The sequence below is a fragment of the Alicyclobacillus sp. SO9 genome (genome assembly GCF_016406125.1).
Classification (GTDB): Bacteria; Bacillota; Bacilli; order Alicyclobacillales; family Alicyclobacillaceae; genus SO9.
Genome location: NZ_CP066339.1, coordinates 1,818,357 through 1,842,748 on the forward strand (window position 1 = coordinate 1,818,357; position 24,392 = coordinate 1,842,748).

General features: G+C 45.4%; 20 protein-coding genes, 3 tRNA genes and 1 riboswitch. Of the genes, 12 read left to right on the top strand and 11 right to left on the bottom strand.

What is annotated here, in order from left to right; all coding sequences use genetic code 11:
* The first annotated feature begins 258 nt into the window (after positions 1-258).
* From GI364_RS08145 to GI364_RS08160, 4 genes are all read left to right on the top strand, one after another.
* Positions 259-334: transfer RNA gene (locus tag GI364_RS08145), tRNA-Lys, on the top strand.
* Between the two features lie 2 nt (positions 335-336).
* Positions 337-411: transfer RNA gene (locus GI364_RS08150), tRNA-Gly, on the top strand.
* Between the two features lie 214 nt (positions 412-625).
* Positions 626-715: transfer RNA gene (locus GI364_RS08155), tRNA-Ser, on the top strand.
* Positions 716-847: 132 nt separating this feature from the next.
* The gene (locus GI364_RS08160; RefSeq protein WP_198853129.1) at positions 848-1,900 is read left to right on the top strand and encodes a tyrosine-type recombinase/integrase; all 1,053 of its coding nucleotides are present in this window, start codon (positions 848-850) and stop codon (positions 1,898-1,900) included.
* 138 nt (positions 1,901-2,038) lie between these two features.
* Here GI364_RS08160 and GI364_RS08165 read toward each other — a convergent pair whose 3' ends face one another.
* From GI364_RS08165 to GI364_RS08175, 3 genes are all read right to left on the bottom strand, one after another.
* Positions 2,039-2,716 (bottom strand): hypothetical protein, encoded by a 678-nt coding sequence (locus tag GI364_RS08165; protein WP_198853130.1) that lies wholly within the window; start codon positions 2,714-2,716, stop codon positions 2,039-2,041.
* A gap of 20 nt (positions 2,717-2,736) precedes the next feature.
* On the bottom strand, positions 2,737-5,637 hold the full coding sequence (locus GI364_RS08170) for a hypothetical protein (protein ID WP_198853131.1): 2,901 nt from the start codon (positions 5,635-5,637) through the stop codon (positions 2,737-2,739).
* A 1,108-nt stretch (positions 5,638-6,745) separates the two neighbouring features.
* On the bottom strand, positions 6,746-8,293 hold the full coding sequence (locus GI364_RS08175; RefSeq protein WP_198853132.1) for a transposase family protein: 1,548 nt from the start codon (positions 8,291-8,293) through the stop codon (positions 6,746-6,748).
* A gap of 448 nt (positions 8,294-8,741) precedes the next feature.
* On the opposite strand from GI364_RS08175, the gene GI364_RS08180 reads away from it, so the two are divergent.
* The 4 genes from GI364_RS08180 (at position 8,742) to GI364_RS08195 (ending at position 12,370) form a co-directional block, all read left to right on the top strand.
* Positions 8,742-8,990, top strand: coding sequence for a hypothetical protein (locus GI364_RS08180; protein WP_198853133.1), 249 nt, complete (start codon positions 8,742-8,744; stop codon positions 8,988-8,990).
* A gap of 56 nt (positions 8,991-9,046) precedes the next feature.
* Positions 9,047-9,373 carry a hypothetical protein gene (locus GI364_RS08185; RefSeq protein WP_198853134.1) on the top strand — a complete coding sequence of 109 codons (327 nt, stop codon included), beginning with the start codon at positions 9,047-9,049 and terminating at the stop codon, positions 9,371-9,373.
* Positions 9,374-9,722: 349 nt separating this feature from the next.
* Entirely contained in the window at positions 9,723-10,517 is a 795-nt protein-coding gene (locus GI364_RS08190; RefSeq protein ID WP_198853135.1) for a hypothetical protein, read from the top strand.
* A gap of 917 nt (positions 10,518-11,434) precedes the next feature.
* Entirely contained in the window at positions 11,435-12,370 is a 936-nt protein-coding gene (locus tag GI364_RS08195) for a hypothetical protein (RefSeq protein ID WP_198853136.1), read from the top strand.
* Positions 12,371-12,548: 178 nt separating this feature from the next.
* Here the strand turns inward: GI364_RS08195 and GI364_RS08200 are convergent, their stop codons facing one another.
* Complete coding sequence (locus GI364_RS08200; RefSeq protein ID WP_198853137.1) at positions 12,549-13,733, bottom strand: bifunctional DNA primase/polymerase; 1,185 nt, start codon at positions 13,731-13,733, stop codon at positions 12,549-12,551.
* Positions 13,734-14,509: 776 nt separating this feature from the next.
* Here GI364_RS08200 and GI364_RS08205 point away from each other — a divergent pair.
* Positions 14,510-15,514 carry a hypothetical protein gene (locus GI364_RS08205; protein WP_233096063.1) on the top strand — a complete coding sequence of 335 codons (1,005 nt, stop codon included), beginning with the start codon at positions 14,510-14,512 and terminating at the stop codon, positions 15,512-15,514.
* Positions 15,515-15,858: 344 nt separating this feature from the next.
* On the opposite strand, the gene GI364_RS08210 is transcribed toward GI364_RS08205, so the two are convergent.
* Together GI364_RS08210 and GI364_RS08215 are read right to left on the bottom strand one after the other, a co-directional pair.
* On the bottom strand, positions 15,859-16,794 hold the full coding sequence (locus GI364_RS08210; RefSeq protein WP_198853139.1) for a GGDEF domain-containing protein: 936 nt from the start codon (positions 16,792-16,794) through the stop codon (positions 15,859-15,861).
* 66 nt (positions 16,795-16,860) lie between these two features.
* A riboswitch (cyclic di-GMP riboswitch) is annotated at positions 16,861-16,944 on the bottom strand.
* 21 nt (positions 16,945-16,965) lie between these two features.
* Complete coding sequence (locus tag GI364_RS08215) at positions 16,966-17,544, bottom strand: TetR/AcrR family transcriptional regulator (RefSeq protein WP_198853140.1); 579 nt, start codon at positions 17,542-17,544, stop codon at positions 16,966-16,968.
* A gap of 751 nt (positions 17,545-18,295) precedes the next feature.
* On the opposite strand from GI364_RS08215, the gene GI364_RS08220 reads away from it, so the two are divergent.
* The 3 genes from GI364_RS08220 to GI364_RS08230 all read left to right on the top strand — a co-directional run bounded on the left by GI364_RS08220 (position 18,296) and on the right by GI364_RS08230 (position 20,226).
* On the top strand, positions 18,296-18,874 hold the full coding sequence (locus GI364_RS08220) for a TetR/AcrR family transcriptional regulator (protein WP_198853141.1): 579 nt from the start codon (positions 18,296-18,298) through the stop codon (positions 18,872-18,874).
* A 56-nt stretch (positions 18,875-18,930) separates the two neighbouring features.
* Positions 18,931-19,761 (top strand): N-acyl homoserine lactonase family protein, encoded by an 831-nt coding sequence (locus tag GI364_RS08225; RefSeq protein WP_198853142.1) that lies wholly within the window; start codon positions 18,931-18,933, stop codon positions 19,759-19,761.
* Between the two features lie 159 nt (positions 19,762-19,920).
* Positions 19,921-20,226, top strand: coding sequence for a hypothetical protein (locus tag GI364_RS08230; RefSeq protein ID WP_198853143.1), 306 nt, complete (start codon positions 19,921-19,923; stop codon positions 20,224-20,226).
* A 490-nt stretch (positions 20,227-20,716) separates the two neighbouring features.
* On the opposite strand, the gene GI364_RS25355 is transcribed toward GI364_RS08230, so the two are convergent.
* From GI364_RS25355 to GI364_RS08255, 5 genes are all read right to left on the bottom strand, one after another.
* The gene (locus GI364_RS25355; RefSeq protein WP_198853144.1) at positions 20,717-20,917 is read right to left on the bottom strand and encodes a GNAT family N-acetyltransferase; all 201 of its coding nucleotides are present in this window, start codon (positions 20,915-20,917) and stop codon (positions 20,717-20,719) included.
* Positions 20,848-21,084, bottom strand: coding sequence for a hypothetical protein (locus tag GI364_RS08240; protein WP_198854209.1), 237 nt, complete (start codon positions 21,082-21,084; stop codon positions 20,848-20,850). The genes GI364_RS25355 and GI364_RS08240 overlap by 70 nt, the downstream gene beginning before the upstream one ends.
* A 1,064-nt stretch (positions 21,085-22,148) precedes the next feature.
* Positions 22,149-23,003, bottom strand: a complete 855-nt coding sequence (locus GI364_RS24900; RefSeq protein WP_233096064.1) for a DUF4396 domain-containing protein — start codon at positions 23,001-23,003, stop codon at positions 22,149-22,151.
* Between the two features lie 176 nt (positions 23,004-23,179).
* Positions 23,180-23,620 (bottom strand): VOC family protein, encoded by a 441-nt coding sequence (locus tag GI364_RS08250; RefSeq protein WP_198853145.1) that lies wholly within the window; start codon positions 23,618-23,620, stop codon positions 23,180-23,182.
* A 57-nt stretch (positions 23,621-23,677) separates the two neighbouring features.
* On the bottom strand, positions 23,678-24,373 hold the full coding sequence (locus GI364_RS08255) for a helix-turn-helix domain-containing protein (protein ID WP_198853146.1): 696 nt from the start codon (positions 24,371-24,373) through the stop codon (positions 23,678-23,680).
* Positions 24,374-24,392: the final 19 nt, after the last annotated feature.

Genomic DNA, 24,392 nt, shown 5'->3' on the forward strand with positions numbered 1-24,392 from the left:
AGACGGAACCTCTAGGCTAGAACGGGAGATAATAGGCGAAACGTGGTTAGAGCTACTCAGGAGCGAGGTCACCTCGCTCCTGAGTTCATTTGGTCAGCTCGACTGGATTTCTTATGGACGGAAGTGGTGGAAGGAGGACCAGGATTGGTTATCTGAGCGTGAGAAACCGCGAAAATGCACAGTGTTTGAGGGTGAAAAACAGGTTGCATTCAACTGGCTTGTATGATATATTCTAAATCGTTCTGTTGAGAAGACTGCGAGCCATTAGCTCAGTTGGCAGAGCACCTGACTTTTAATCAGGGTGTCGCTGGTTCGAATCCAGCATGGCTCACCAGTGCGGAAGTGGCTCAGGGGTAGAGCATCGCCTTGCCAAGGCGAGGGTCGCGGGTTCGAATCCCGTCTTCCGCTCCAGCAAGTTAAGTACTTTAAAGTACCACTAAGGGTACGGAAAGACCAGATTCTCACCCAAGGGTTCCCCCTTTCGGGAAAAGCACCCTCAGGGACTAGCTCAAACCTTCGGTTTCAGCGTCGGATTCCCGTCTTCCGCTCTGAAAGGCATTGACCAATGCCGCTATGCTGTACTCAGGGTCAGTCGTCTGACCTTTTTTCAAGCCCTTATAACCATGGAGAGGTGGTCGAGTGGTTTAAGGCAGCGGTCTTGAAAACCGCCGAGTTCGCAAGGGCTCCGTGGGTTCGAATCCCACCCTCTCCGCCATATCCCAAATCGTTGACCTATCAATGTTTTTCAAGATTCGCACCAACCGTTGCTTTGGCGGTCTGGTGCGTTTTTATTTTCTCGTGACCGTTGGATTCAGTAAGCGTGAAAAATCCAAGGGAGGTTAAGGGAATGAGTGGAAAGACATCGAAACCACGCCGAAAACAGGGACAGCGCCGGAACAATATTGAGATACCACAGCGGTTTTTAGACCGCCTGACTGCAGACGGTTCAGATTTTGAGCCAGTCTCCGAGGAAAAGGTACACGACACGGGGCCGGACGTTTTGACATTGGACAAGCTGTTCAAACGCTACTATGCCGCACGGGAAGCGGCTGGAGCGGCGGAAAGAACGCTTGAGGACTACGTTAAACACATGCGTTGGTTGCGCCGTTTCATGGCTTCGGAGTACGGCGGTCTGGACAACTTTGTACCAAATCGAGATGTCATTCGGGCGTGGATTTCACACATGATCATGGTGCAAAGGCTACAACCATCGACCATCAACATTAGACTTCGGACCATCAAATCGATGTTCAATTGGGCAATGGAGGAGAAAATCCTGAGAGAGACGCCATTTGCCAATATTGAATTGTTGACAGTTCCGGAGGAAGAGTTTCAGGTTATCACGAAAACCCAAGAGCAGAAATTATACGATTGCTGTGATTTATCGTCTTTAACAGGAATTAGAAGCGCTCTTATGCTCTGTTTTTTGCTGGATACGGGTGTGCGTATCGGGGAATGTGTTGGCATCCACGCTCAAGATGTGGACATCGCAAATCGTAGTGTATTGATTCGGGCTGAAATTGCAAAGTCGAGAAAAGCCCGAACTGTGTTTTTCACCAAGCGTACACAGCAATTGCTTGCTGTGTATCTATCCTGGCATGCGGAAAATGCACAAGCTCCCGAGTTATTCTTGAATGAATACGGGAATTCGCTGAATAAAGATTGGGCGACAAAACTAATATCACAGCTTGGGAAGAAAGCTAAGATTACCGGTGTACGTGTTAGCCCGCATACCCTGCGCCATACGTTTGCCACTCGATATATCAAGGCAACTGGTGACCCATTCTCGTTACGTCGCTTGTTGGGTCACACGTCAATGGAAATGGTCAATCGCTACGTGAACCAAAACACAGATGATGTACGGGAGCAGTACGAAAAGTTCTCGAACGCACGGCTATAGGTATCTTTACATGTGGGGCTTTAAGTAGGGTTGACGATAATCGTAACGGTCATTTATCCGATCACGGCGGATAGATGACCGTTTACTGGAGACAACCCCGTAGAGAACTATCCTATAGAAAATAGGCACTACTTATACCTATGCCGTATAAGCGATCGGCATATCCAATCTGATATGCGCCGAACTGAGCATCTCTTTCGTCTCACGTCGATGGAAGGTATAAAGCTTGGCCGTAACAGAGTAATTCCGATATCTACGAATCTCCGTCGGGATTCTCTCCGATCGTTTGATGCCTTTCCCATCTGCGGGACATCGAATCAAATTTTGTTGCTGCCAGATCTCCTCTAAACTTTCAATCTGAGCAACAGTTAGGTCTTCTGTCACCCACGGCAATAGGCAGAGATTCCCCTTCTTTGTTATAAAGCCGAGAGCTTCTTCTATTTTTCCATCATAGTAAGGAGACCCCATAATATGTTGTTGATTGGCTCGAACCCACTCGGTAAAGTCTTCAGTGATTTGCACTGTTGCTTTATCTGGGAGTTGTTGCTCAGACCTAGTCCAACTAACCGAGTCGTCAATCGGCTCATCGGCCAAACCTGTATGAAGGGGTGTTTCCTGCGACATGGCGAGGGTGTTTAGAATCAAATGCAGTTGAAGAACGTCCCAATCAAGACCGCATGAATGGCAGATTGCATATGTGTCCGAAACCACGGTAAGTTCGTGGCTTGTGTTATTCGGACATTCGTTTGCGTATAGTCCGTGAAACTTTAGAACTTGTGGTACTGTAAAGTCGTACAATTTATCGATTGAAATCACAGTAATCACTCCTCGAAATTTTATGCGAGTTGCGAAACTTCCGCCTCCGTGGGCCTTTCACTTAAAATCAGCCTACGGCTGTTGGAACATTCTTCAGTAATTCCATGTTCCATACAAAACGCTTGAACATAGTCATTTTTCATAAGACGGCGCCAAACCTTATCATTTGTCTTTTCTATCCCGAGTTGAATTTTCAGCTCAGACTTGTCAATGGAACTGTTGCCTGACTCCAAGAAGTGAGTGAGTGCTCCTATGAGTCTGGAGACGTGCTTTTCCGCCTTAGTGAGAGGTATCACTTCGGTCGGCTTCCATGCTAGATCGACCTCTGGAATTCCGATGGTGCGTGCTACATGTTTCATGAGCATTTCATCTCGGCTAAAGACATACACGTCAACCGGCTTACCACGACGAACCTGAGTCCGGTAGATGTCCTGCGTAAGCTCAAGCGCTATTTCGTTCAGCTTAAACCGTTCGATTTCTACGGAAAGAAAACGATGCACTTTGCCATATTCCGCTGTACTAAGGCACAGCCTTCTGGCATCCTCATCACGAGCCGTTGCAGTAGCCAAATAATACTCATCGCCTTTGTCGAGAACGCCGAGGAAAAGTGATGCATCACAATCCTGGTAATCGTTACGCCCTTTTAGGTCTCCGAAGTGTGCAATTTGGATTTTATTGTTAGAGAGCTCTTTTGCCAGCAAACGATGGTAGTCGGACTCATAATCTTTGCGCACGATAACGAGGACTTTATCGTGTTTTGCAGCTAGTGTCTGTGCAACTGAGGCTTGTACTTCAAGCACTTTTCTATCTGTGTTACGTGACATATACCTCTTTCCAAACCCAAAATCAGAGCATACGTGCAACGAGATTGGAGGATAGGAATCGGTAACTTCGGGTAAACACGAATATTCTCCATCGTAGCGGAGGTCTTTTGCACCCGTTGCATCCAGAATAAACGGACAGAGATTGTCCCATTTGTATGCCACAGAGTTCGCAACCGTTACCGTGAAGCCATCGTCTCGATCTTCATGGACAATACCGCCATGTTCAAGGAATCGAAGCAGTATATGCCAAGTATGTTCTGGGAGATCACCGAGCGCTTTCTCCAAACGACGAGGGATTTGAATTTTAATGTCGTTTTCCGTCACGAATCTAGTGTTCGTGACGTCATCTAAAAAACGGATGGCGTCATTGTATAGAGATAGCCACTCGTTTTCCAGACTAGGGAACTGAGCGGTATGCTGTTGTACCGTTGTTTTTAACTCTTGCAAGTCTTTGCGTGTGACGGTATAGCTATTAGCCATTGAAGGGGCTTCGTCGATAATCAGCAGACGTCTATCATGGCGTTCTCCATCAGTGTCGATCCAGTGCCCGAGAGTGGATCCAAGGGCTCCTCTTCGAGCGAGGTTTGAAAACCGTTGATGCGTGGTAATCACCACACGGTGACGCAATTGTTCAGCGTGATTTCGTAATACCCGACAGGAACTACGCTCACACTTATGACACATGTCTGACTCATACTCCGACTTGCCGGCCAAGCACCAGGATTCGTCCCAACCTAGATACGACCATGCAACTTTCTCAAACCGATTGAGGAACTTGGCTATTTCCTCAGCATCCTCCTTTCTCTCAACGACGAGGATGCACCCAAACGTAGGCTCTATATTGCACTTAATATCTACATACAGGTTACGAAGTGTAGACTTTCCACTACCTGGCTGTGCTGGCCAAACAATAGGGTCATTCGGATTTTCGAGCCGGTCCCAGAGCTTAATTATCTGCTTAGCAGATTCTTGCGCTCCGTCGGGCACACTTAACCCCCGCTGCTCCATCTCAGAAACGAATGTGTTCAGCACATCGTGTATCGTTTTGTGGGTCTCAATGACTTCAACTTTCGACTTTCCGTAAACGTATTCTGGCATTGAATACGGAACAGATAACGCTTGTTGAACCTTGGACTCATACTGGGCCTGTGCCTTCTTGCGCTCACTCACACTACGCTTTTCTCTATATTTCTTGATATTGATCCAATTATTCTCGGCAGCAAGCTCAGAGAGTGCCAAATTTGTCTGGCAAGCGTGGCAATAAAACCACTCGTTCCCGGCAAAGTATACACCGGACGGATTGTGGTCGTCGTGCATCGGGCAGAGGCACTGATACTGCTCTCCGTCAGTGGTTGTCATGTTGCCAACATGCCCCTCTAGTAGGGCAAGCAATTCCTGATCCACGATGCCAATCGGTGCAACGTATGACTTTCTTGAACTTCCGAAATTCCCCTTTTTCTTGTGTTGCTTCGTCAGTTGCGGGACCCCAAGTTCATCCAGTCGCTGAATCAACTCGTCCTGCCTATAAACGTTTTCCGGATGCCAATACACGACTTCGACCATCTTCGGGTCTGTCTTCTGATGGTAATAGCCTGGCAGTCGCATTAGACGGCTTTCGTTCTTGATCGTCGGGTCGCTTCCAAAGAAGTTGATGAGCCTCTCTTGTATCATTCGAAATTTGGTAATGTCTCCATCTTTGACACGCCAGTAAACATGCAGCCCTCTGCGGGGAAGCGTCACAACGCTCGGTGCAAGACCGAAAGTCTCCAGAAGCTCAAGTTGCCTGTTCATGGGCACGTGGTCAAAATCTATGAAATGGGCCGTGACCTCTGTGATGGAGTCGTCGCAGTGAGCACCGTTATTCACGACTAGAAACACGCCATTACCGCCCAGGTTGGCTGTTACCAGTCCCCCTCTGATGGCACGTTGTAAATCCCCTTCATCTCTAAAAGTCCAATTTTGGCGATAATTCTGTTTGCCATATTTGTGATCGGGACTGTCTGAGAGAGTGCGTATACAGTAGGGCCCTTTATTGCCCTTAATGGTCTGAATAAATTCTTGCACGGAGATGTCCTGTTGCTGTAAATCGATTGTCATATTGCGTTCCCTCCTTTCGCTTGTAGAGAGGATAGCGCATTTGTATTTAATAAGTCCAAGAATAGAAAAGCAGTGCTATCTTGGCGGATTCGAATTCTCGACGTTTGCTTTCTATGACTAGTTTTCCTCCGTCTAAGTGAATGAATCTTATAAGAAGGTAATTCAATCTGTAAAAAATTAGAGCTACCCAGAGGCTTTGTCTATAAAGGCAAGTGTTTATTCAACCACTTCAGTCATGGCAGGATTTGAATACACTGCTTCGTCAACCGACCAGCTATACTACATTCAAGAAACTTTAGTGAGGGATAACCCGTTCATCTTTAATTGTCACTAACCGGTTAGTTCTGGCATGATAGCATCCAATTTGCCAACCTGTTTCATAAAACACGATGTAAAATGATGTTTTTCGAGTTTTTTGCGAATTTTTTGTTACAACCAATGTAGTTGGTTTCATGGAGAAGGCTCCAATACATGAGAACATTAGCTTTACACCGTACCAGTACATAGCGAATTTCATGCTTTTACTACCCAGTCTCTGTCTATGAAAGTCATCTAAATATGCCATATAGAGGCATACGTACTAGGGTGACGATATGTAGCAGAGCTGTCTTCGTAGAAATGGGTGATTCAATCTATGCTCTGGTGTTGTATTTGTGAAGACTGCCAATGTTGCTCGTCTCTCCCTCAGCCTTGCTTATTAGGAAAGTGTCCTAGCAACGCTGGTTGATCAGTGGCTTGTCACCAACCCAAAGACACACAGATACAAAGGTGTGACACGGTGTAACATACTAGAAGTCACAAGGCGTATCTCTTTACACCACTTGTGTAGCCCAAGGCGTACAATTTGCTGTGTTTAGTTTTGTCCTAGTCCAAATGGTACGCTTAACATAGGCACACCCCTTTTGAGTTTTTGGAAGGTTGTTGAACCTAGCTTCTCTACTGTCACTTGCAATGCTCACAGTCTGAAACTGGACTCATACAGATTTATAATCTGTTTGTTGTCAGCATATCGCTTGTTGATACACCCTCCTTATACTGATGGCTCCGATTATAAAAACCATCGTATCTTAAGCGAGGTAAAGTTTCATACATCGGTAGGACCAATGAACTATTTTCGGAAGATGTACGCATCCTCGGGATTCCATACTTCATCTTCGTCGATGCCATACATATAGGGGAGCTTCATAAAATCATCAAACTCAAAATCCCATGTGTCATTTTTCCGAAGTGAAGCTACGACATCTGCAGTATAAAATTCTGAACCACGCTTCCAAAAAGCAGGACGGAATCGATTCTCGTTTGTCATGGGATTGGGGAGCCACGCAGATTTTAGAATCTCTTGAAGGCGTTCGTCACGTGACTGACCGTCTTGAACTATAAGTCCGTTCTTCTCATAGATAACTGTATGTATGTACTCGTACCATTGCTGTACAAGGTCTCGGTGAAATCGAGTTTCTGTAATTGAATCTATAAGAGGGCCCTTCCATTCATCCACGGTATCAGTGGTTCTTAACCATGGTTCACTGGCTTTCCCCATGTCACCGCTTAGTTGCTGCAGCCGCTTTAGCTTTCCTTTAATTAGAGGCTGTGGATTATTTGGATTACAAAGATCCAAAGCTGCTTGCATTGAGAAATACAACTTATTAAGTCTATTGGTATGAAGTGTCGAATCGACTTGGGATAATAGGCTGGAAATTTCAACAGGCATAGTGTCGTGCAATGAAAAGAAGCTAGACCACGATGCTAAAAGAGCTGATAGAGGTTTGTAGGCACCTGTATTTTTGAACCTAATAGCAATACTACCAAGACCTCTAAATGTGTGAGCATAAGCAAATCGAAGAACATGGAACGGGTCTATAACCATCTTAATTTCATTTTTCTTATTTGGGTTTAGAATCGACATGATTCGTTGAGGCCTCTGCCGTGGCCACGTTTGCGTGACGAGTAAGAGACGTTCACCTGAATAGAGTTCGTTCCAAGCATCGTGAATTCGTTCAACTAGCTCAATTGCCTGAAGTGGTAGTTCCTCCCGATGGTAGTCTCCGCACACTTTGTAAAAGTAGGTTTCGTCATTAGGGGATCCTGCTGCGTCATAGAGAAAGAGTGCCCGATACTTATGGTCTAATCGAAGAGCCATTAGTCCAAGTACCTTGGGAAGACGTTGTGTGCTAAGGCGGAATGGGGTTTTTCGAATTCGTCGAACTTGATTTATAGTCAGTCCTGCCCAGTCAGCAACATCTTTCGGTTTCATTAGGCCTCTGCGTCTAACTTCCTCTAACAAACGATTGGTGCTCCGAGATCGAGGTTTTGCAAGATGTGTTAAATCAAAGGTGTCAGGACCGTCACACTCATCATTAGTACAACGATAGTAATAGCTTTTAATTTCAAGTTTCACAGGCTTTCCTTCCAGTGGTATATCGGTAAGAGAGGGATTTCGGTCTCTATCTTTTTGCAGTTTTGCGCCACACTTCGGACAAGAGTCAAGGAAGATGGCTACCGTGAAAGTAATCAACTGACGGGTTTCTGTCACATTTACAAATTTTATAAGTTTCGATAGGCCTATGCTATGTTTGACCCATCGATTGTCAATGTCGAGAAGTGTCTGCTCTGCATAGAATTTGTTACTCTCACTTGATGAATACAGTTTGTCAGTCACTGAGATGTCTCCTTCTGTATTGTATGTTTATTATTGTTTATAGGGTATCTTCGTCCGAAGTTCGATCACTTCCTGCGAAGTTTTTTCACAAACCGGTGACTACATATGAGAGACGACTGACCTACTATGAATAGAGCTAATCTTTAGATTAATCTGATCCTAGTGCCTCTTGCCAGCCATGACTGCAGTAAATGCTTCTCAGGAGAAATTCTGCCGAAAATAATTCATTGGTCAAATAGATGCATGTTGTTATAGCTAGAAGGATTTATTCTAAGCTCGTGGTTACGAAGACAAATGGCGAGGTGATTGATATCTAGTCTATCGAGTTTCAATTATTGGACTATAGACAAATGTTCAAGGAGGAGATTCAAATGTCACAACTTCTTACAGCCTCACAGGTTGAGTCACAATACGCTTGATCCAAGGTACTCAGGCTGGCACGAGCCTAGTGGCATCGACCGAGGTGCAACCGGATAGAGAATTACGGATATCTGAGGTACAAAATTTCCTCGAGTCAGTTTCACCCGACGCTCTGATTGAATTCGTAGGAGGAGGCATCCCTGAGAATTACACCGAGGGCGTTATTTATGACAGGGAAACCATTCAATCAGGCCTCGAATATCTAATTGATGAGCCAAAGCCGTGGTCACTGTTCGTTCTGACGCCAGAACAAAGTGTTGCATTGCCCCTGTTGTAAACGCTCATTATGACCCCGCTGGTGAATTGTTTGTGATTTCTTGCGGGAAGTTCGCAATGGAAGATGAACTTCTCGAACAGGTCAACCATGTACTCCATGAAAATGGATTCGTAGGTAGATTTGAAGAGCTCGTTACCACCTGGTTGATGGAGGATTTCATGACAATGTATCCGTGCATCAAGGAGGCATATCACAAAACGCATTCCCCACCAAAACCGGCGAAGGGTCGAAGAAGAGTATCGTTTCAGGATTCCTTAGCTTTTTATCTGAAAGAGGGTTATAGATTCGAGGACTTTCTAAAAATGGTGCCAGAGTTCAAGTTATGGCCAACTAACCTGAAACAGCTTATGGGTGTGACCGGTGAGCTCGAACAATTTCTGTAGTCGCTAGGTGACATCACCGACAGAACTCCGCACACAAGAAAAATAGGGATATTGCACGGTCGGACGAACAAGCGAAGACTCACGACGCTGCACAATGCAACCAATACGCCTTCAAACGTATAACAGTGTAGCAACACTCCGATAAGTACGTGCAGAAGCGGCAATATGACATTTGCCGACAAGTTCACCCGGCAAGCTGATGCCACTTTGGTGAAGATGTCACAGTAGTAGAGCGGGTTTACAGAGAGCAAACGTGCACTTTCTCGGCACTAATTCTTGCGCTATCCGTTCAAGTTTCTCTAGTGTAGCATTCGTAAGGAAATAATAAGCTACGAAGGAGGCTGGTTTGATGAACAAAGACACAAGGTGGGACAACCGTTGGTTAGGACTTTCGGAGGAAGACGCCATGTTGGCGACACGAGGGACGCTAACCTTGGACAGTGGTGATTCTAGCACATGGGTTAATCTGTCTCTCGATTCAAAACGTAGCACCTTGAGCAAAATTCCTTTAGTTAGTGATGTGGGGGTCGTGATTTACTCATGCGACTCAGATTCGGTCTGGATGGATCCAGAGTTCTTTGCGCCCTACCTAAAGGTATCATCGATGTGCCGCATCTTGTTGGAGGATGAATTCAAGGTTGACTCTGAAATGGAGAAGTTATGGTTGAGGAACACACGAGCTTTGGCCAGCTCCAGCGTCAGCCTTGAAGATTTCTTTGGGTTGTGGCTGTTCGACGAAGTAAAAACTTTGTGTAATACCTGTCCCGAAATATCGTTTTTCATGATGGATTATGTTGGGGATGAAGATGCAATGCGTGCTCGAGCGGTCCTTACGGGTTCCCGGGAGAAAGCCCTCGAAAAATGGAATCAGGAATTGAAGGCACACCTGATTTGGACCATGCGGGAATTTATCACGGATGCGTTGGCTCGGTATGTATACAAATACGGGTCCAAGCTGAGTATCACAGTGCAGGCTCCTGACGGCGGTAGGCAGCTTAAATGGGAACTGAGATTAGGGGATGCTACAATCGTGCTTCCGCCTGTGTCAGCGCAGGACCTGTATGATAAGGTCCTGGCGGGAGAGGACGTGAAACAGAAGATGATCGGAGTCCTTACAGAGGTTATGCGGAAGCAAGGGTGGTAGCAAGCCAGCGTGATGAAGTAACTTCGGGACTGCAGTGGCAGCCCCAGTACATATCGATGAGGATAAAGACTGACAGGGTGCGTGAATCATGTTGTCGAGACTTTGGGGTGTGAGAGTTCATCTGGAAGGCTTGTTGCAGATATGGCCCCTCATCATTACCTGGGGCCGATTAAATTGTTGGTTTTTAACTATTGCGTCTCGATCAACAGCTTCTGGCGGCTGCTCCATCCAATGAAGCACCGTTTACGTACTCCCGAATTTTCATTAAGAACATGTCTATTTTGTGTTGAACCACCAACTTGTCCGAACATGGTGGAGTTGTCGAGGTGGTCACTAGGTGGTCAAACAGAGGTGGTGATCTCTTAAGCCCCCTAACTAAGTTGGACAGTCTCCCATAGTCAACCTTAAAGAAGTAAATATACCCACTCTGATAGACTTTGTGGTGAGATGGGATTTATACCAGTAGCAGAAAACTTAAACGGATCGTGTAGGAAGTTTGGTGGATATTATATTTTTTATATTGCAATGCCCAGAAGTATTCAGAGTTATCCCCTGATTCCATTGAGTGGTACACTGACTGCTTGTCGATAGACGAAACATAGAGCCACAGAGGCACGATAAAGTTTGACTGTAATTCTCAAATGTATCGATTGAATGTCCCAGCAACTAAATGAATAGACGGAGCTTGCCAGTGAACCAAAACAAGACGGTTCCTGGCTTAGTTCGTGTGCGTCAGAAACTGTACAAAATAGTTAAGTGAGTTGGATGCTATTGGATGTATGCGGGATGAATCCCGCAGTTTGAACAGATGAGTTATCCAGCAGTGAATCCCGTTCCTATCCGATAAGTCAACCTTAATGTATGATTGGTGGGGACTAAAATAATGTGTTGAAACAGTAGAGAAGGAGACAAATAGAATGAAGCTTGTCGGCAATACGATCTACGAAGCGATAGAATTTATGGTTGAGATTTCGTCGACACGGTGGATGATGGATATACGACCTCCTCGTCTTATTGAGACTGACGCTCTTCGTAAGAAGGGGGAAGAGTTTACCCAAAAAGTTCTTTCGCATCTCTTCAGCCCGTCGCTGGAGATGTATAACGAATTGAAACGTTTGTACTGGGATTATGCACAATTTCATTCAGAAAAGGAATTTCGGAGTGCTGCTAAGAAATACGCTTTACGATGGGCTTTGAAACAATCCTCAGCAACAGATAGTGATACTTTGACTACTGATGGGACCTGCGCAGGCGTCATCGAGATCATGGAGCTTATGATGTACCAAAATCCAATTGAACATGAGCCTAATGTACGTGTCGGACAACAAGCTTGGAGTCTGAATGTGAATTCTTTCGGCACTCTGACAGATGAGCAAAAATTGGCACTTTCAAGGCAGTGTATAGAATTTGAGAGTGCACTAGAATACATTCCGGAACGTGGAATTTCGTCATTATTATACCATAGAGTATCTGAACCTCTAGTATCCCCAAATTTCTACCTGGGGCTTATTGGTCCCTCTAAGTCTTTCACTGATTTGGTGGACGATCATGCTCTGTTCAGGCAGAAGGCTTATGGAAGAGATAGCTTTAACATGAAATTTTCATCATTTCCGTCACATATTGAAACTATTACAGCAAAGCTAAGCACATATTCTTCTGATAGGGGTGCGGGTACTTCAAAGAGGACTCTACTTGTGGCAAATATTTCTTATGAAGCGAAACGGGGCGATGATGTTTATATTGCATACGGTGACAAACACTTCGTAACATCTTCTCTCTTAATCGGGGGAAGCATTGCTGACTATCATTTTCAATCGTACATAGTTCAGCAGATTTATAAAAATTTACTGTGACAGTAGATACGATTAGCCGTTGTCAGTTGAACTGATTCTGTTTCGTAACATGGGGTGGGTCTACAGTATTTGCGAGTCTTTCAGTGTACTTTTTATATAAGTTGATATAAAACAACAAAAGCAACCAGACTCTGATGGAGCCTGGCTGCTTTTGCGCCTCCTATCCATCCTGTACTCTCTATGACTCATACTTATTCATGTTCAGAATATGTATGCTGTATTTTCTTAGTACAAGTCGCTTTCCGTGTGGCTTGAGATGATTCACGACGTATGCCGCTGCCCGCAAGGTCGTATGATGACGTGTGCCTCTGGCTTCGATTCCAATCTTATAGGCGATCTCAACAGATTGCGCTGACCAGGAATCGTCGAGGTGTGTCTTGCGCTTCCTTGTCTTTTTTGCTTTTTCTTCCGGGACAAAATTGTCCAGCAACGTGCGTTCCATCGGCTGGATGCGCAAGTAATAATGGTAGGGGTCAGTGATTGGGATAAGTGTCAAAGGATCTACAAAGGTTGTGAATTTCTTGCTACCCCAATGAATACCGAGTAGCAGTTTGACTGCTTTCTTCAAGGGGAAGAATTCTACAACGACATCTTCCATCGGTACATCCGGATGGTCAGTGACGTAGGAGTGCAGGTTTTTGACCATGCTGTTTGGAATCAAGGAATCGATATACAGCGTGACATGATATCCCTTTGAGCCACTTCCTACTACATGGGGGGTCAACTTATGGCGTTTAAGAACTCGCACAATGGCTCTAGTGGTTTTCTTTGCTCGTGCTTCTGCGTCAGACGGTCCTTCGCCTTGTTGCGAAACCGCATCCACGTCGAAAACAATCACCTTTGTTCGCCACTTTCCCCTGGCCTTGATACCCACCGTATGGACACCAAGGAAATGTTCCTTCAGACGGTCAATGTTCAGTGGATTAGAAAACCATGGCCAACCGGTGGATTCTTCTGTTACGGTGAGCCATTCAGCCTTGAGTGGCAGGTGTTCCATCACAGTCCATTCGGTTCGGTTTGGGGCATATAGAGATAGCGTCTTCTCGACTACACCCTTGAGTAGATTCGTTGGACCAAAAAGCCGAGCATAGATCTCAGATAGTTTCTCAGGGCGTTGTGTCCATGGACTAATGGTCTGGTCTGGAAACATTTCCTTTTCGGCACTTATGGCCGACTCGGGTTTACGGACAGGCTTCATTTTTTGCTGGGGCAAGAGTAATTCCGCATGCGATCGAAGATGCGCTCCGGTTACACGGTTGAAGGTACGTTGGCAGATGGCACAATAGAAAGTTTTGTCTTTGAGTTTAGGCAAGAAGTTTGTTTCGAAGTCCTTTTGTGTGGGTAGCTCCTGATAAGTGGTCAATAGCATCGCCTCCTTTGTGCTAATGAAGGCATCATAGGGAAGGTCAGTGCGATAGCGCAAGTATTAGGGACTGGGACAGATAAAAGACGGTCTTTTTATATTTATGTCTTTTTCCACTTTGGAATGGAGCCGTAAATTCTGTACTACAATGGCTGTTCTCTTAGTCACGTCAAGGTATTGCAAGCAAATATGTGTTCGGTGATGTGAGTGGGAGAAATCTTGTAAGAAGGAGTGGGGAACATAATCTGCACTTACTCTATATTATAGGTGGCTTAGATGAGGCGTGGTCCTACTTCCTGATATTGAGGATGCATTAAAACCCATATGAGAGTCAAGGCTGCACGCAACTACCGGGCCATTCTGTCACCCAAGATAAAGTTGGTGCCCAATTGCTTGCTATCTCCTCTTAAAGGCGGAGAAGCTTTAGCACAAAGGGTTGATTTCACGCTAGCTACAAGACTTCGTTATAGGGTAGGTCGTCTCGCAGACTTTGCAGTTCATAAATGTACTCAGCACTATCGGACAAGACGAATAGGAGGGCTTAAAACTTTTGCACCACAGGTTCCTCCAAGGCCCTTCAGCCACGAGAAATGGCATCCTCCGTATCCTGTTCTACAGAGGCAAGGCACAACTCAGGAAGTATCCTAGCAAATATGAGGTGGAGGATTTTCATGGAAAATGAGCGAATTATGGCCTTGAATACTGGTATGAGCACTCAGCATGATAGCCTATCGTACCTCCGTGCAATTCCACATCTTAGAAGAGAGGGAGAGCTAATGGAAGATGTTATTTCAACCGCAGAACTGCAACTAGTCGAGCGTACGGCGAATTTTATGCAATTCGTACTCAGCATGCACGATTTTTCAGAAGCAGATCAAGAACCAAACGTCCATGAGAAAGGAAGTGTAGGTAGACAAGGAGAGAACTTCGCTCGTGCAGTGGAGATGGAATTGAAACAGTGCCCAACCTCCTTGACGCATCTTCAGTCCTTCATTGAACAAGTTCGTACGACATACTTACGCCTGTTTACTAACACAGAATTTCGAAAGGCCGCCAAGGTGCATGTCCATGTATGGATTATACTCGAGGGAAGACGAGGGGATCTGGAGGAGCAGCTCCAAGCGGCACTCGAGTATTCTATAGAGCGATTGCTTAGTGACCTGATGTCACCAGTTGGCGTTGAAGGTGGCACCCCGTCGTTTGAAGATGCTCCGATAGATGATGATAAGTTATTAGACTTCTATAGGAGATTGCCTGGTTTCGTTGGAATCTCTGATCACCTGGATACGGAAACAGACGTCAGTATCTCGAATCTACTATCCAGGCCGCTTATATCGCCAAATTGGTATCAACGTCAAGATGTCAGTAGCTATGATGATTTTGTGGACGAATTCATGGCATCTGACCTCTATGAAAGAATATCCGATAGAAACCTGGCCTTGTCGAGGACTCACTGGATTTCCATGAAGGAAGGCTTTGTTCAAACCATCGGAATTATGGAGTATCAAAGTAATTCCGCATTCACTCCGTTTAGGTGCCTTGTAGCTGACATCACCTATAGAGGAGCAGAAGGGCATGACTTCTATATATCATTAAAAAGCCCAATCTTTTCTGAGGCTAAAATGTTGGTAGGATCACCTGATGATCCAGTCGTTGAGTTGATTACCTATAAAGTGTTTCTGGCATATGCACAGGCTTTACAGAACGAAACAGGGGACTCGGTGGACATTGAAACGTTCGTCTCGGAGATTGAAAAGGAGCAGGACGAAGAGGAGGATTGAAACGAAGAAAAAGATTGGTAGCTGACGGCTTGGAGTGTCCCCATATTTTTCCTGATATACTGGATTTAACTATACAGAACAAATGCATGCCCCGATGAACTATTAGAAATAGAAGCTTACCATAACAACAAAAGCAACCAGACTCTGATGAGACCTGGCTGCTTTTGTGGCTCCTATCCATTCTGGCCGCCATATTTATCATTCTATTGATGTTCCGAATATTTATACTATATTCTTTCAGTACAAGTCTCATATGGAAATGTAATCAACGCACCACAAGCAATATTTCAGTCTCCATCTAGGCTTATCATCCGTATGCCATTGAAAATGAAATGACCTCTGATTCATCTTTCTCTCTGCTTCCGAGTATAGAGCCTGTGATCCGCAATTTGTAGGGAAACTTCCCAGTCTGTCTTATTGGGTTGCCACAGTTCACATCCGACGCTAACAGTAAATCGTTTGTTCTTAAACCAATCGGTGGCATATGAAGCTGCATGATCAGCTTCAATCTGGCCACTTTGCAGAACAAACATAAATTCGTCTCCTCCACCACGTCCATATAACCCTTTTGAACCAATATTTTGGATTAAGGTCTCTGCTACTTCAATCAATACAGAATCTCCAGTTGCATGCCCATAAGCATCATTTATCCCCTTAAAATCGTTGATATCTAATATACCGATAATAAAGTTTTCATCAATTCTTCTTGATAGTTTCCTGATTTCACTTATAAAACCTCTACGATTGTAAATCTGCGTGAGTTCGTCATGACGACTTTCATGTTCTGCAATACGCCTTAGCACAAGCATTTCTCCAATGAGAGAGACATGTGTCGCAAGAAGTGACATCAGTTCATCATTCGTCTCATCTGGCACCGTTTTTCTTCCAACAACAATGGCTCCGACGCATTTGCTTTGTATGATAAGTTTCCAGGCTCCGATATACCGTATTCCTTGTTCTGTCCATAATTTTTGCCAAACAGGAGAGATCTCGTTTACAGACAACCACCGATCAGGAATAACATAAGATTTTCCGGTGATCCACGACTTATTCAGCATCTTTGTTAGTTCTGCTGCGGAGTGATCAAGCCCCCACGGTTCATAGACTTTATCCTTTGCATCAGCATTCTGTAAAACAAATTGTCTCCGGTAAATAAACATTCCCGCATCCAAGCCAAATGTATTCTTTAACACGTTTGATACTTTTGAAAAGAGTGTACTGCCACGGTCGGCCGTAGCCCAGTCTCTCGATTCTTTGATGAGTTGTTTTAGATTATTCAACCCTCTATCCCCCAAATTAAAAGACACATCCCCCCATCCGAATGTGCCGTCATATTTATCTCTTGTAACGGCAGCTCGGCCGGCATAGCAAGCGCTGTAGCCCCGTGGCTTTGTGTCCCGCCCTTTCGGAACGGTTTACCTTTTCCTCGACAACGTAACCGAGTCATTCTATTACGCTTCAATACTATTCCAAAACTGAGCCCAAACCATTTCATATCGTTCTCGGAATACCTCTTCGCTGTAACGTTGCATTTCCCAAAACCAACCGTCCATCATGCAAAGCAATTGGGACGAAAGAGCATCACAATCCGCTTTCTTTAATTCCCCTCTTTCCATTCCTACCTTAAAGAGATTGCAGAGCAGTTTGTGTTCCTGTTCAACGACTTTCTTTAATTCTTCTTTTAGATTGATCTCAAAGAAGTCAGGAGGGAATAGCAACAAACGAATAAAAACTTTGAGTTGTGTGTAGTCTCTTAACTGAAACGCAATCACTTGATCAAGAAACTGCTTCAACTGATACTGAACTGATTCCCCAGTTATTTCAATATTTTCTGTTGCTAAATTCAGATGTTTCGTTAAGATGTCATTGTAAATATGTAGCAGAATATCTTCTTTACTTTCATAAAATGCATACAACGACGGAGCCTTGACCCCTACTTCGTTAGCAATTGCTTTCATAGTCATACCTTTGTATCCATTTTCTGCATAGAGCTTAGTTGCCGCCTGAATGACTTTATCTCTGGTGCTCATAAAAGTCTCCCATTTTCATCCTTACTAATATTCGTTAGGTTAAATGCATGATATCAGTCTTTTTAGATTTTTACAATCTTGTGGAAGAGGAAAGTATGCTTTCACTGAGATACACTAATACTTTATTCCTGAACTAAATATTCAAAATGATCCCGATGATACCCTTTCCGCTCTTTAACCCTCGTGAGGAATATAGATGCTACCGAAAACATTGACGAAGCCCTCAGTTTTGCCATAGAAAGAGGCTTCGTTCCTTCTGAAACACTCGTTTGGTCAACTCCAGCGTTGATATGTGTTTTGTTGTTCCGTCCGAATGCCACAGATATTCTCCATCATAGGCCAGGCCGCACAGCTTTTCGCATGAAGGGAAAGCTCTGAACGGGTGTTAGAGTCATTGCGCACATCGCCTCACCATCAGTTGAAATATCGACCTCCACTGAAGACTGTATGTCGTTCCACGAAAGCGACAGGATTTCCCACAGGCTCCTTCGCATAGGAGCAGCGTTCGCCCCAGGGGTATGTTTGAGTATAGGGGACATCGCTACTAGTTGACCATAATGGAGATATAGCAGATCCGCTGGAACCGAATACACCCTGCTGGAACATACATCCTGATATCGCTCCGCTTGACGGGAACATCATTATCCAAAAGACCTCAAAATAAATTGTTGTGGTGCAGTCGTTAGAACAGGCAAGTAAAGCTTGAATCTTCGGATTTTACTTTGACATATGGTTAGCGAACGCTTACCATATGGTCATGAAGAAATCACACGCTGACAGTAAAGAGAATGAAATTGTTAACGCAGCAATCCGATTGTTCTCCCGTAGAGGCATCGAGGGGACGAGTGTTCGAGAAATTGGACGGGAAGCTGGTGTTACGGATGCTGCTATATACAAACATTTTGAGTCGAAGGATAACGTGGCTCTTTCTGTGTTTTCCAGATATTCTGATCGATACTCAAGGTTAGTCGATTATTATCGCCAATTGGAAAGCCCTTTTGAAGATCGACTGAATCAAATGATTGTAGATATATTGGAACAACATGATAGAGATCGCTTTGGTCTGCTCTTACTGGGGCAAAGACATGAGATATTTGCTCGTTTGGGAACCACGCATCGTTTTCCAATTATTGCTATGACTGACTTTATTCAGTTAGGCATAGAGGAAGACGTAATTCCTAAGCAATCGGCACGCTTAACAGCGGCGCTGGTCATAGGAGCGTTCACACGCTTAGCCGTGTTTAGTGATATGGGAGGACTTCCTTCGACTCTCATTGACATGAAAAGTGAGATCCAAGAACGGATACGAGGATTGGTCGGTTTAAGCTAAATAACTTTGCGTCTTTTAGTTAGCGTACGCTAACTAAATAACAGGGGGGATTGAGAATGAAAATCCACGCAATTGAAACTGGACTTGTTTCAGTAAAATCCAGACAGAGGAAAGGAGTAGGGTCAGTCGGAAGGCGTATTAATACGTTACTGGATAAGACATGGACAGAATGGTTGCCTATATACTGCTGGGTAATCGAACACCCAGAAGGAATCATTGTTATTGACACAGGGGAAACCGCAAGAACGTCAAATCCGTCTCATTTTCCCAAATGGCATCCGTATTTCCGTTTGGGTGTCCAAATGCAGGTGGAACCAGAACAAGAAGTGGGGCCACAAATCAAAAAACTAGGGCTGTCTCTCAATGACGTGAGATGGGTCATTATGACTCACCTTCATACAGATCACGCTGGAGGGCTCTCTCATTTTCCAGAGTCGGAATTTCTTATATCACGGCAGGAATATGCGCTGTCTCTGGGCTTGAAGGGAAAAATAAGAGGCTACTTACCGAACTATTTCCCCAAATGGTTTGAACCAAGAATTGTGGGCTACACCGTCGGGGAGTATGGTGCGTTTAGAATGGGATATACACTTACAAAAGCTGAAGATGTGTTAGTTGTTCCGACGCCAGGACATACCCCTGGGCATCAGTCCGTTATTCTTCGTGACGGGAATATCACGTATCTCTTTGCAGGTGATACCTCATATAATGAGCAGCTTATGATTGATAGAAGTGTCGACGGGGTTTCTCCCAATACAAATCTTGCAGGTCAAACGATTGATCGAATTCATCGATTTATCAGTGTAGAACCTACAGTTTACCTTCCAAGTCACGATCCAATGTCAAAGGAACGAATGATGCAAAGAATCCCAACCATGATTTCTTGAACACACGGGGCAGATGTCGAGAAGGATTTACCGCAGCCGGTACATAATTATTCAGGAAGGGATATTTTGGATTGTATCGCATTTTGGGGCAGTGGAGCGACAGAACGTTGTTACTCAAACCACTTTCCGAACGTCTGCATTGGAGAAGGGGGTAGAGCCGTGAAAAAGTTAATGGGTTTGTTCATTTTGATGTTGGGTCTGTTGGGATGTGCGGCTCATTCTCAGCTTCAAAACGCCTTACCATTAGGTACGGTTTTGGGTTGGCACAGCCATCTTTATAAAATTGTGAAGTCAGTCGCTCCGAAAAATGTAGGGAAAAAACTCGGAACGGTGACGTATCATGGCAAGGTATCTGGCTCATTTACCGTCTTTGAATCCTCTGGGAAACCTCCATCCAATTCAGTTGTTTTCGAAACATCCACTGGACAATACTATCAGGCGAACATTGAAGCAAAGAACTCGTAATAATTGGACTGTGTTGTAATTGAAGACCATTTTAAGTAGTTGGTCCTCCTGAACAAACGGGGGCTTATCCGATAGAGAACAACCTTTCTCGTCCTGTACAAACATTAGGAACCACGCATAGACAGTCATATTTCTTTGACTTGCCATAGAAGTGCCATGGTGGCGTTGCATCACGATCCTCACATTTAAGGCGCATTGGTGAAAGACCCAATGTTGCCCGTCTCCCTCCAGCCCATGATAGAGGGAAGTATCCTAGCAATTGGCTGTTAAGTCGCATGTCACAAAGGCAAAGAAATAAAGATACAGAGGTGTGACACAGTGTTACAAAGTTCAGTGTTCGGCCAGTTGGACTAGGTATTAATTTTCGAAATAGCCTGTTCTCGGACTGTTTACTCTCGGTGCCTTAGGATACTTTGATAGGCCATTACGACTCCGCCAGCACCTTTTGATAATGATGCTGAGTCTTCGTTCGCTCGTATCCCAGTTTCGGCTAGAAGTGATGCGACTCAGGGCGCTCCGTCCCATACCTCAGCCGTATGGTTCGATACCCGTTCTCTAAGGCCCACTGTTCCGCTCTCGCTATCAGCAACCTGCCAACACCGTGCTGCCGATATTGACGGTCTACGACAATACCTCGAATCTCGGCATAGGGTGGAGACTGAGTGAATGAATGCCCTGTACGTGTATCCACCCCAAAATAACCATATTGTCCTCGACGACGAAAACCTGCTCCTCAATCATTCTCTGTAAGTAATGAAATCGTTCTTCGACTTCCTCTCTGCTGGCGGGATAGCCAAATTGGTCACAGAGTACCGCAACTTGCTCCACATCCGTTAGGTCCATGTGACGTACTGGCATGCGACCACTCCTCAGTTCTTATTTTCTCTTCCTATCGTTCATCCCAAACTGACGTAGGTGAACCTGCTTTATTTGGCAGGAAATGTGCGGAAAGGTTGGAAAGTGTCTATAAACACTTGTCAAGGTTTCGAGAAAGCGGTGAAATCGCTTCGGCCTGATGTAGGGAACCTAATCTCGACGAGACAGATGAAGATCCGCTGGCCTTGTTACCTTGTTCTGATGATTTACCAGAGCGGGTCCGACACCGCCGATAAACAACTTACACAACAGCCCCACTGGGTAGCCAGTGTGGGTTCTTTTAGTTCGCCCTGCATGGGCATAGTCTTAATGGGTGAAAGTCCCTAACACACCTTGATAGTGGGAAGTGTATAGCCAATGACAAGGGTGTCCATCGGGAGGTGGAATCCGGAGGAAGTCGGACGGCAAATCTCTGGTCTGACGGGCAGAAATCACATATAAGGCATGGCATATCGGGTAAGGTTGCTAAACAAACTGAAGCCCAATAACTATCCGAAGGTATGCTGTGTAAATGTGGCAGATGGATGGAGTGAAAGACTATGCACCTTAACGGGGGAGGTCTGTGTGGTACGCTCAGCATAGCGATAAACATTTGCTACTGAGTAACCTTTACTGAAAGGTAAAACGGAACACACAGAAGTCAGTTCGAGTCGTAGTATCGTAGAAGTTAGTGAAAGCTAATGGAGAAAAGGACTCGACGGTGGCAGTAAGTTAGACGTAGTTTACTAACGTAACAAGGATAGCAGTTGCCCGAAAGGGGTTACTTATCTGAAAGTAGGTTGGAAACCGAGAATAAACGATAAGAACGCTTAGTGACGGTGGATAGACTATGCAAGGTGAATACCAGATTTACTGAAACCGAACCGCCGCTTGCGCAACCGCATGAGCGGTGGTGTGAGAGGACGGGGGTTAGTCACCCCCTCCTACTCGATTAGTCGCAAGGGCATCTGCTAGTGTAATGTGCCTCTGGTTTGACGCTTACGGAAGGAGACGGTTTTATGGGGCAGCTACGTCGCCCCTGCTTGTTCCCTCGATGAATTCACCGTTCACATAGCGTGCTTGATACCCGATTTCACCAGTATCCAGTTGGCGGGGTAGCTGGTGGCAAACCCTAGCATCATGGCGATTTGCATCATGAACCAGTACAGAAGGTTAGTTGGTTCCGGCACATGTACGAAAAATACATGAACCAGCGCCATCCATCCAAACATGCCGATTTCATACGCAATAAGTGACCATGTGTCTGCCTTAATCGCATTTTTCAAGCCACGACCAAGAGATTCCAGGTTCGTAAATCCCATTCCAAAATACTGAAAGGCGATACCAAATAGATAGGCGAGTACAAATTCGACGATGTAATCTGCAAAGAGGGACGAGCCAGCGACCATCAGCCCGAGTCCAAAGACAAGTGGTCCGCCGATTGCATCACCGAGCGAACAGCCTCCGCCGCAATGCGTAGAAGACACAAACACGCTCTGCCATAAGGGCTTATTACCGTGGTGCATGCCATGATGCATCTCATGATCTCCATGTTCATGACCCTGTTCGTGTCCATCGTCTTGCATCTGGTTGCCCATATCCTTTGTGTAAGGATTGTCGAGCCCGTTCACCTCGTGTGTTTCCTGCTGATCCTCATGAGCACCTGGGTTGTGCTTGGCACTATGTCCAGAATGCGCCGTGGTGTGATGGCCATGGTGCATCATAATTGGAGCATTGCGCCCAAGTTTCCAGTAAGCAAAAAGACCAATGGGGCCCATGTAGAGAGTTGTGAGGGGCCAAACCAACTTCATGATGGGCATGGCAACCTGTTTTCGGGGTACGTCTGTGACGGCGATAAGGAATGAAATAGCAGATAAACCCAACCATATATACGCAAGAATCTGTAGCCAACTTAGAGTCATGGTAATCACCTCAAGCTATAGAGTTCCCATAGGTCACTTTCTTATGGTAAAGATGGTACAAAACGAAATTCCACGCCTCGCTTCAGCAAGAAGACGGGGAATGAGCTTATCGACGTTCCTGAACTGTTAGCGTCGTATCCAGAGTCTTACACGGCTTGTTTCAATACGGTCACTGTTTACAAAGGGCTATCCCAGTATGCCTGTTTGGTGTTCGGATACTCGCACAACTCAACAATGGTCCCGGAAGTCGAGGCCAGATGCATGTAGATCAGTCGACGTCCTCGAGCATTGGTACGAAGCGTTTCTTCATAGAAGCGAATACCGGCCGTCCTTGCCTCCTCAATAGCGAAGTCAAGGTTATCGACCCGATATGCCACATGGTGAACACCTTGGCCCTTTTGACGTATGAACCGAGCGATTGGGGATTCTCGATTGATTGGTTCGAGGAGTTCAAGATGCATCTCTCCGACGGTGATCGCCGCCACATGAACTTCCACGCCCTTGGCCTCACTTGTATACCGATCTATTAGTTTTCCACCAAGGACATCCAAATAAAAGGGTAGCGTATCATCAATGCTGCGAACGGCGATGCCTAAGTGGTCAAAGGTTTTATCCATGGCGTCTCACCTCTGTAAATGAACTTTACGACAAACCGCTATAAATGGGCGATTGCCTCAGGCGCTCGGGATACCAAAGCGTTCGTAAAATCCCTGCTGGCCTGCCTCCGTAACACGTATCGTCCGGTTTGACATTCCCCTCTCGATCCATCCGAGTTCGGAAATTCGGTCGAGCAACGCTGCCCCCAGTGCCCCACCAATGTGTGGTGTGCGTTCACTCCAGTCCATGCATGGGTAGATGAATTTACGTCGGCGGCGTTCAGCCTTGGTAATGTTGATTCCGAACTGCGTGAGGAACTGTCGGCCACTGTCTGTAAGGATAAAGTCGTCACCAGACCTTGTAACAAAACCGTGGGATTCAAGAGAACGTGCCAGATTTGTTCCCAGTTTTCCGGCCAAGTGATCGTAGCAGGTGCGAGCTTCTCGTAACGCCCGATCTTCTTCAGAATCACGTAGAGACTGAATTTCAGATGGTCCTGAAATCGCTATAAGTGACTCGATAGCTCGAGCGACATTCGGGTCTGTCAACCGAAAATAGCGATACCTGCCATGGACTTCTTTTGTGATGAGGTTGCCCGAAACAAGTTTGGATAGATGTGCGCTCGCAGTCTGCGGCGTCACTTTGGCATGGTTCGCAAGTTCAGTGGCTGTTTGGGGTCTGCCGTCCAACAGGCTGATGATTATGGACGCACGAGATGGATCGGCGAGCAGTCCCGCTACGTGTGAGATATCAGGCGTTGAAGGCACAATCATCCCTCCGATATAATGTAAT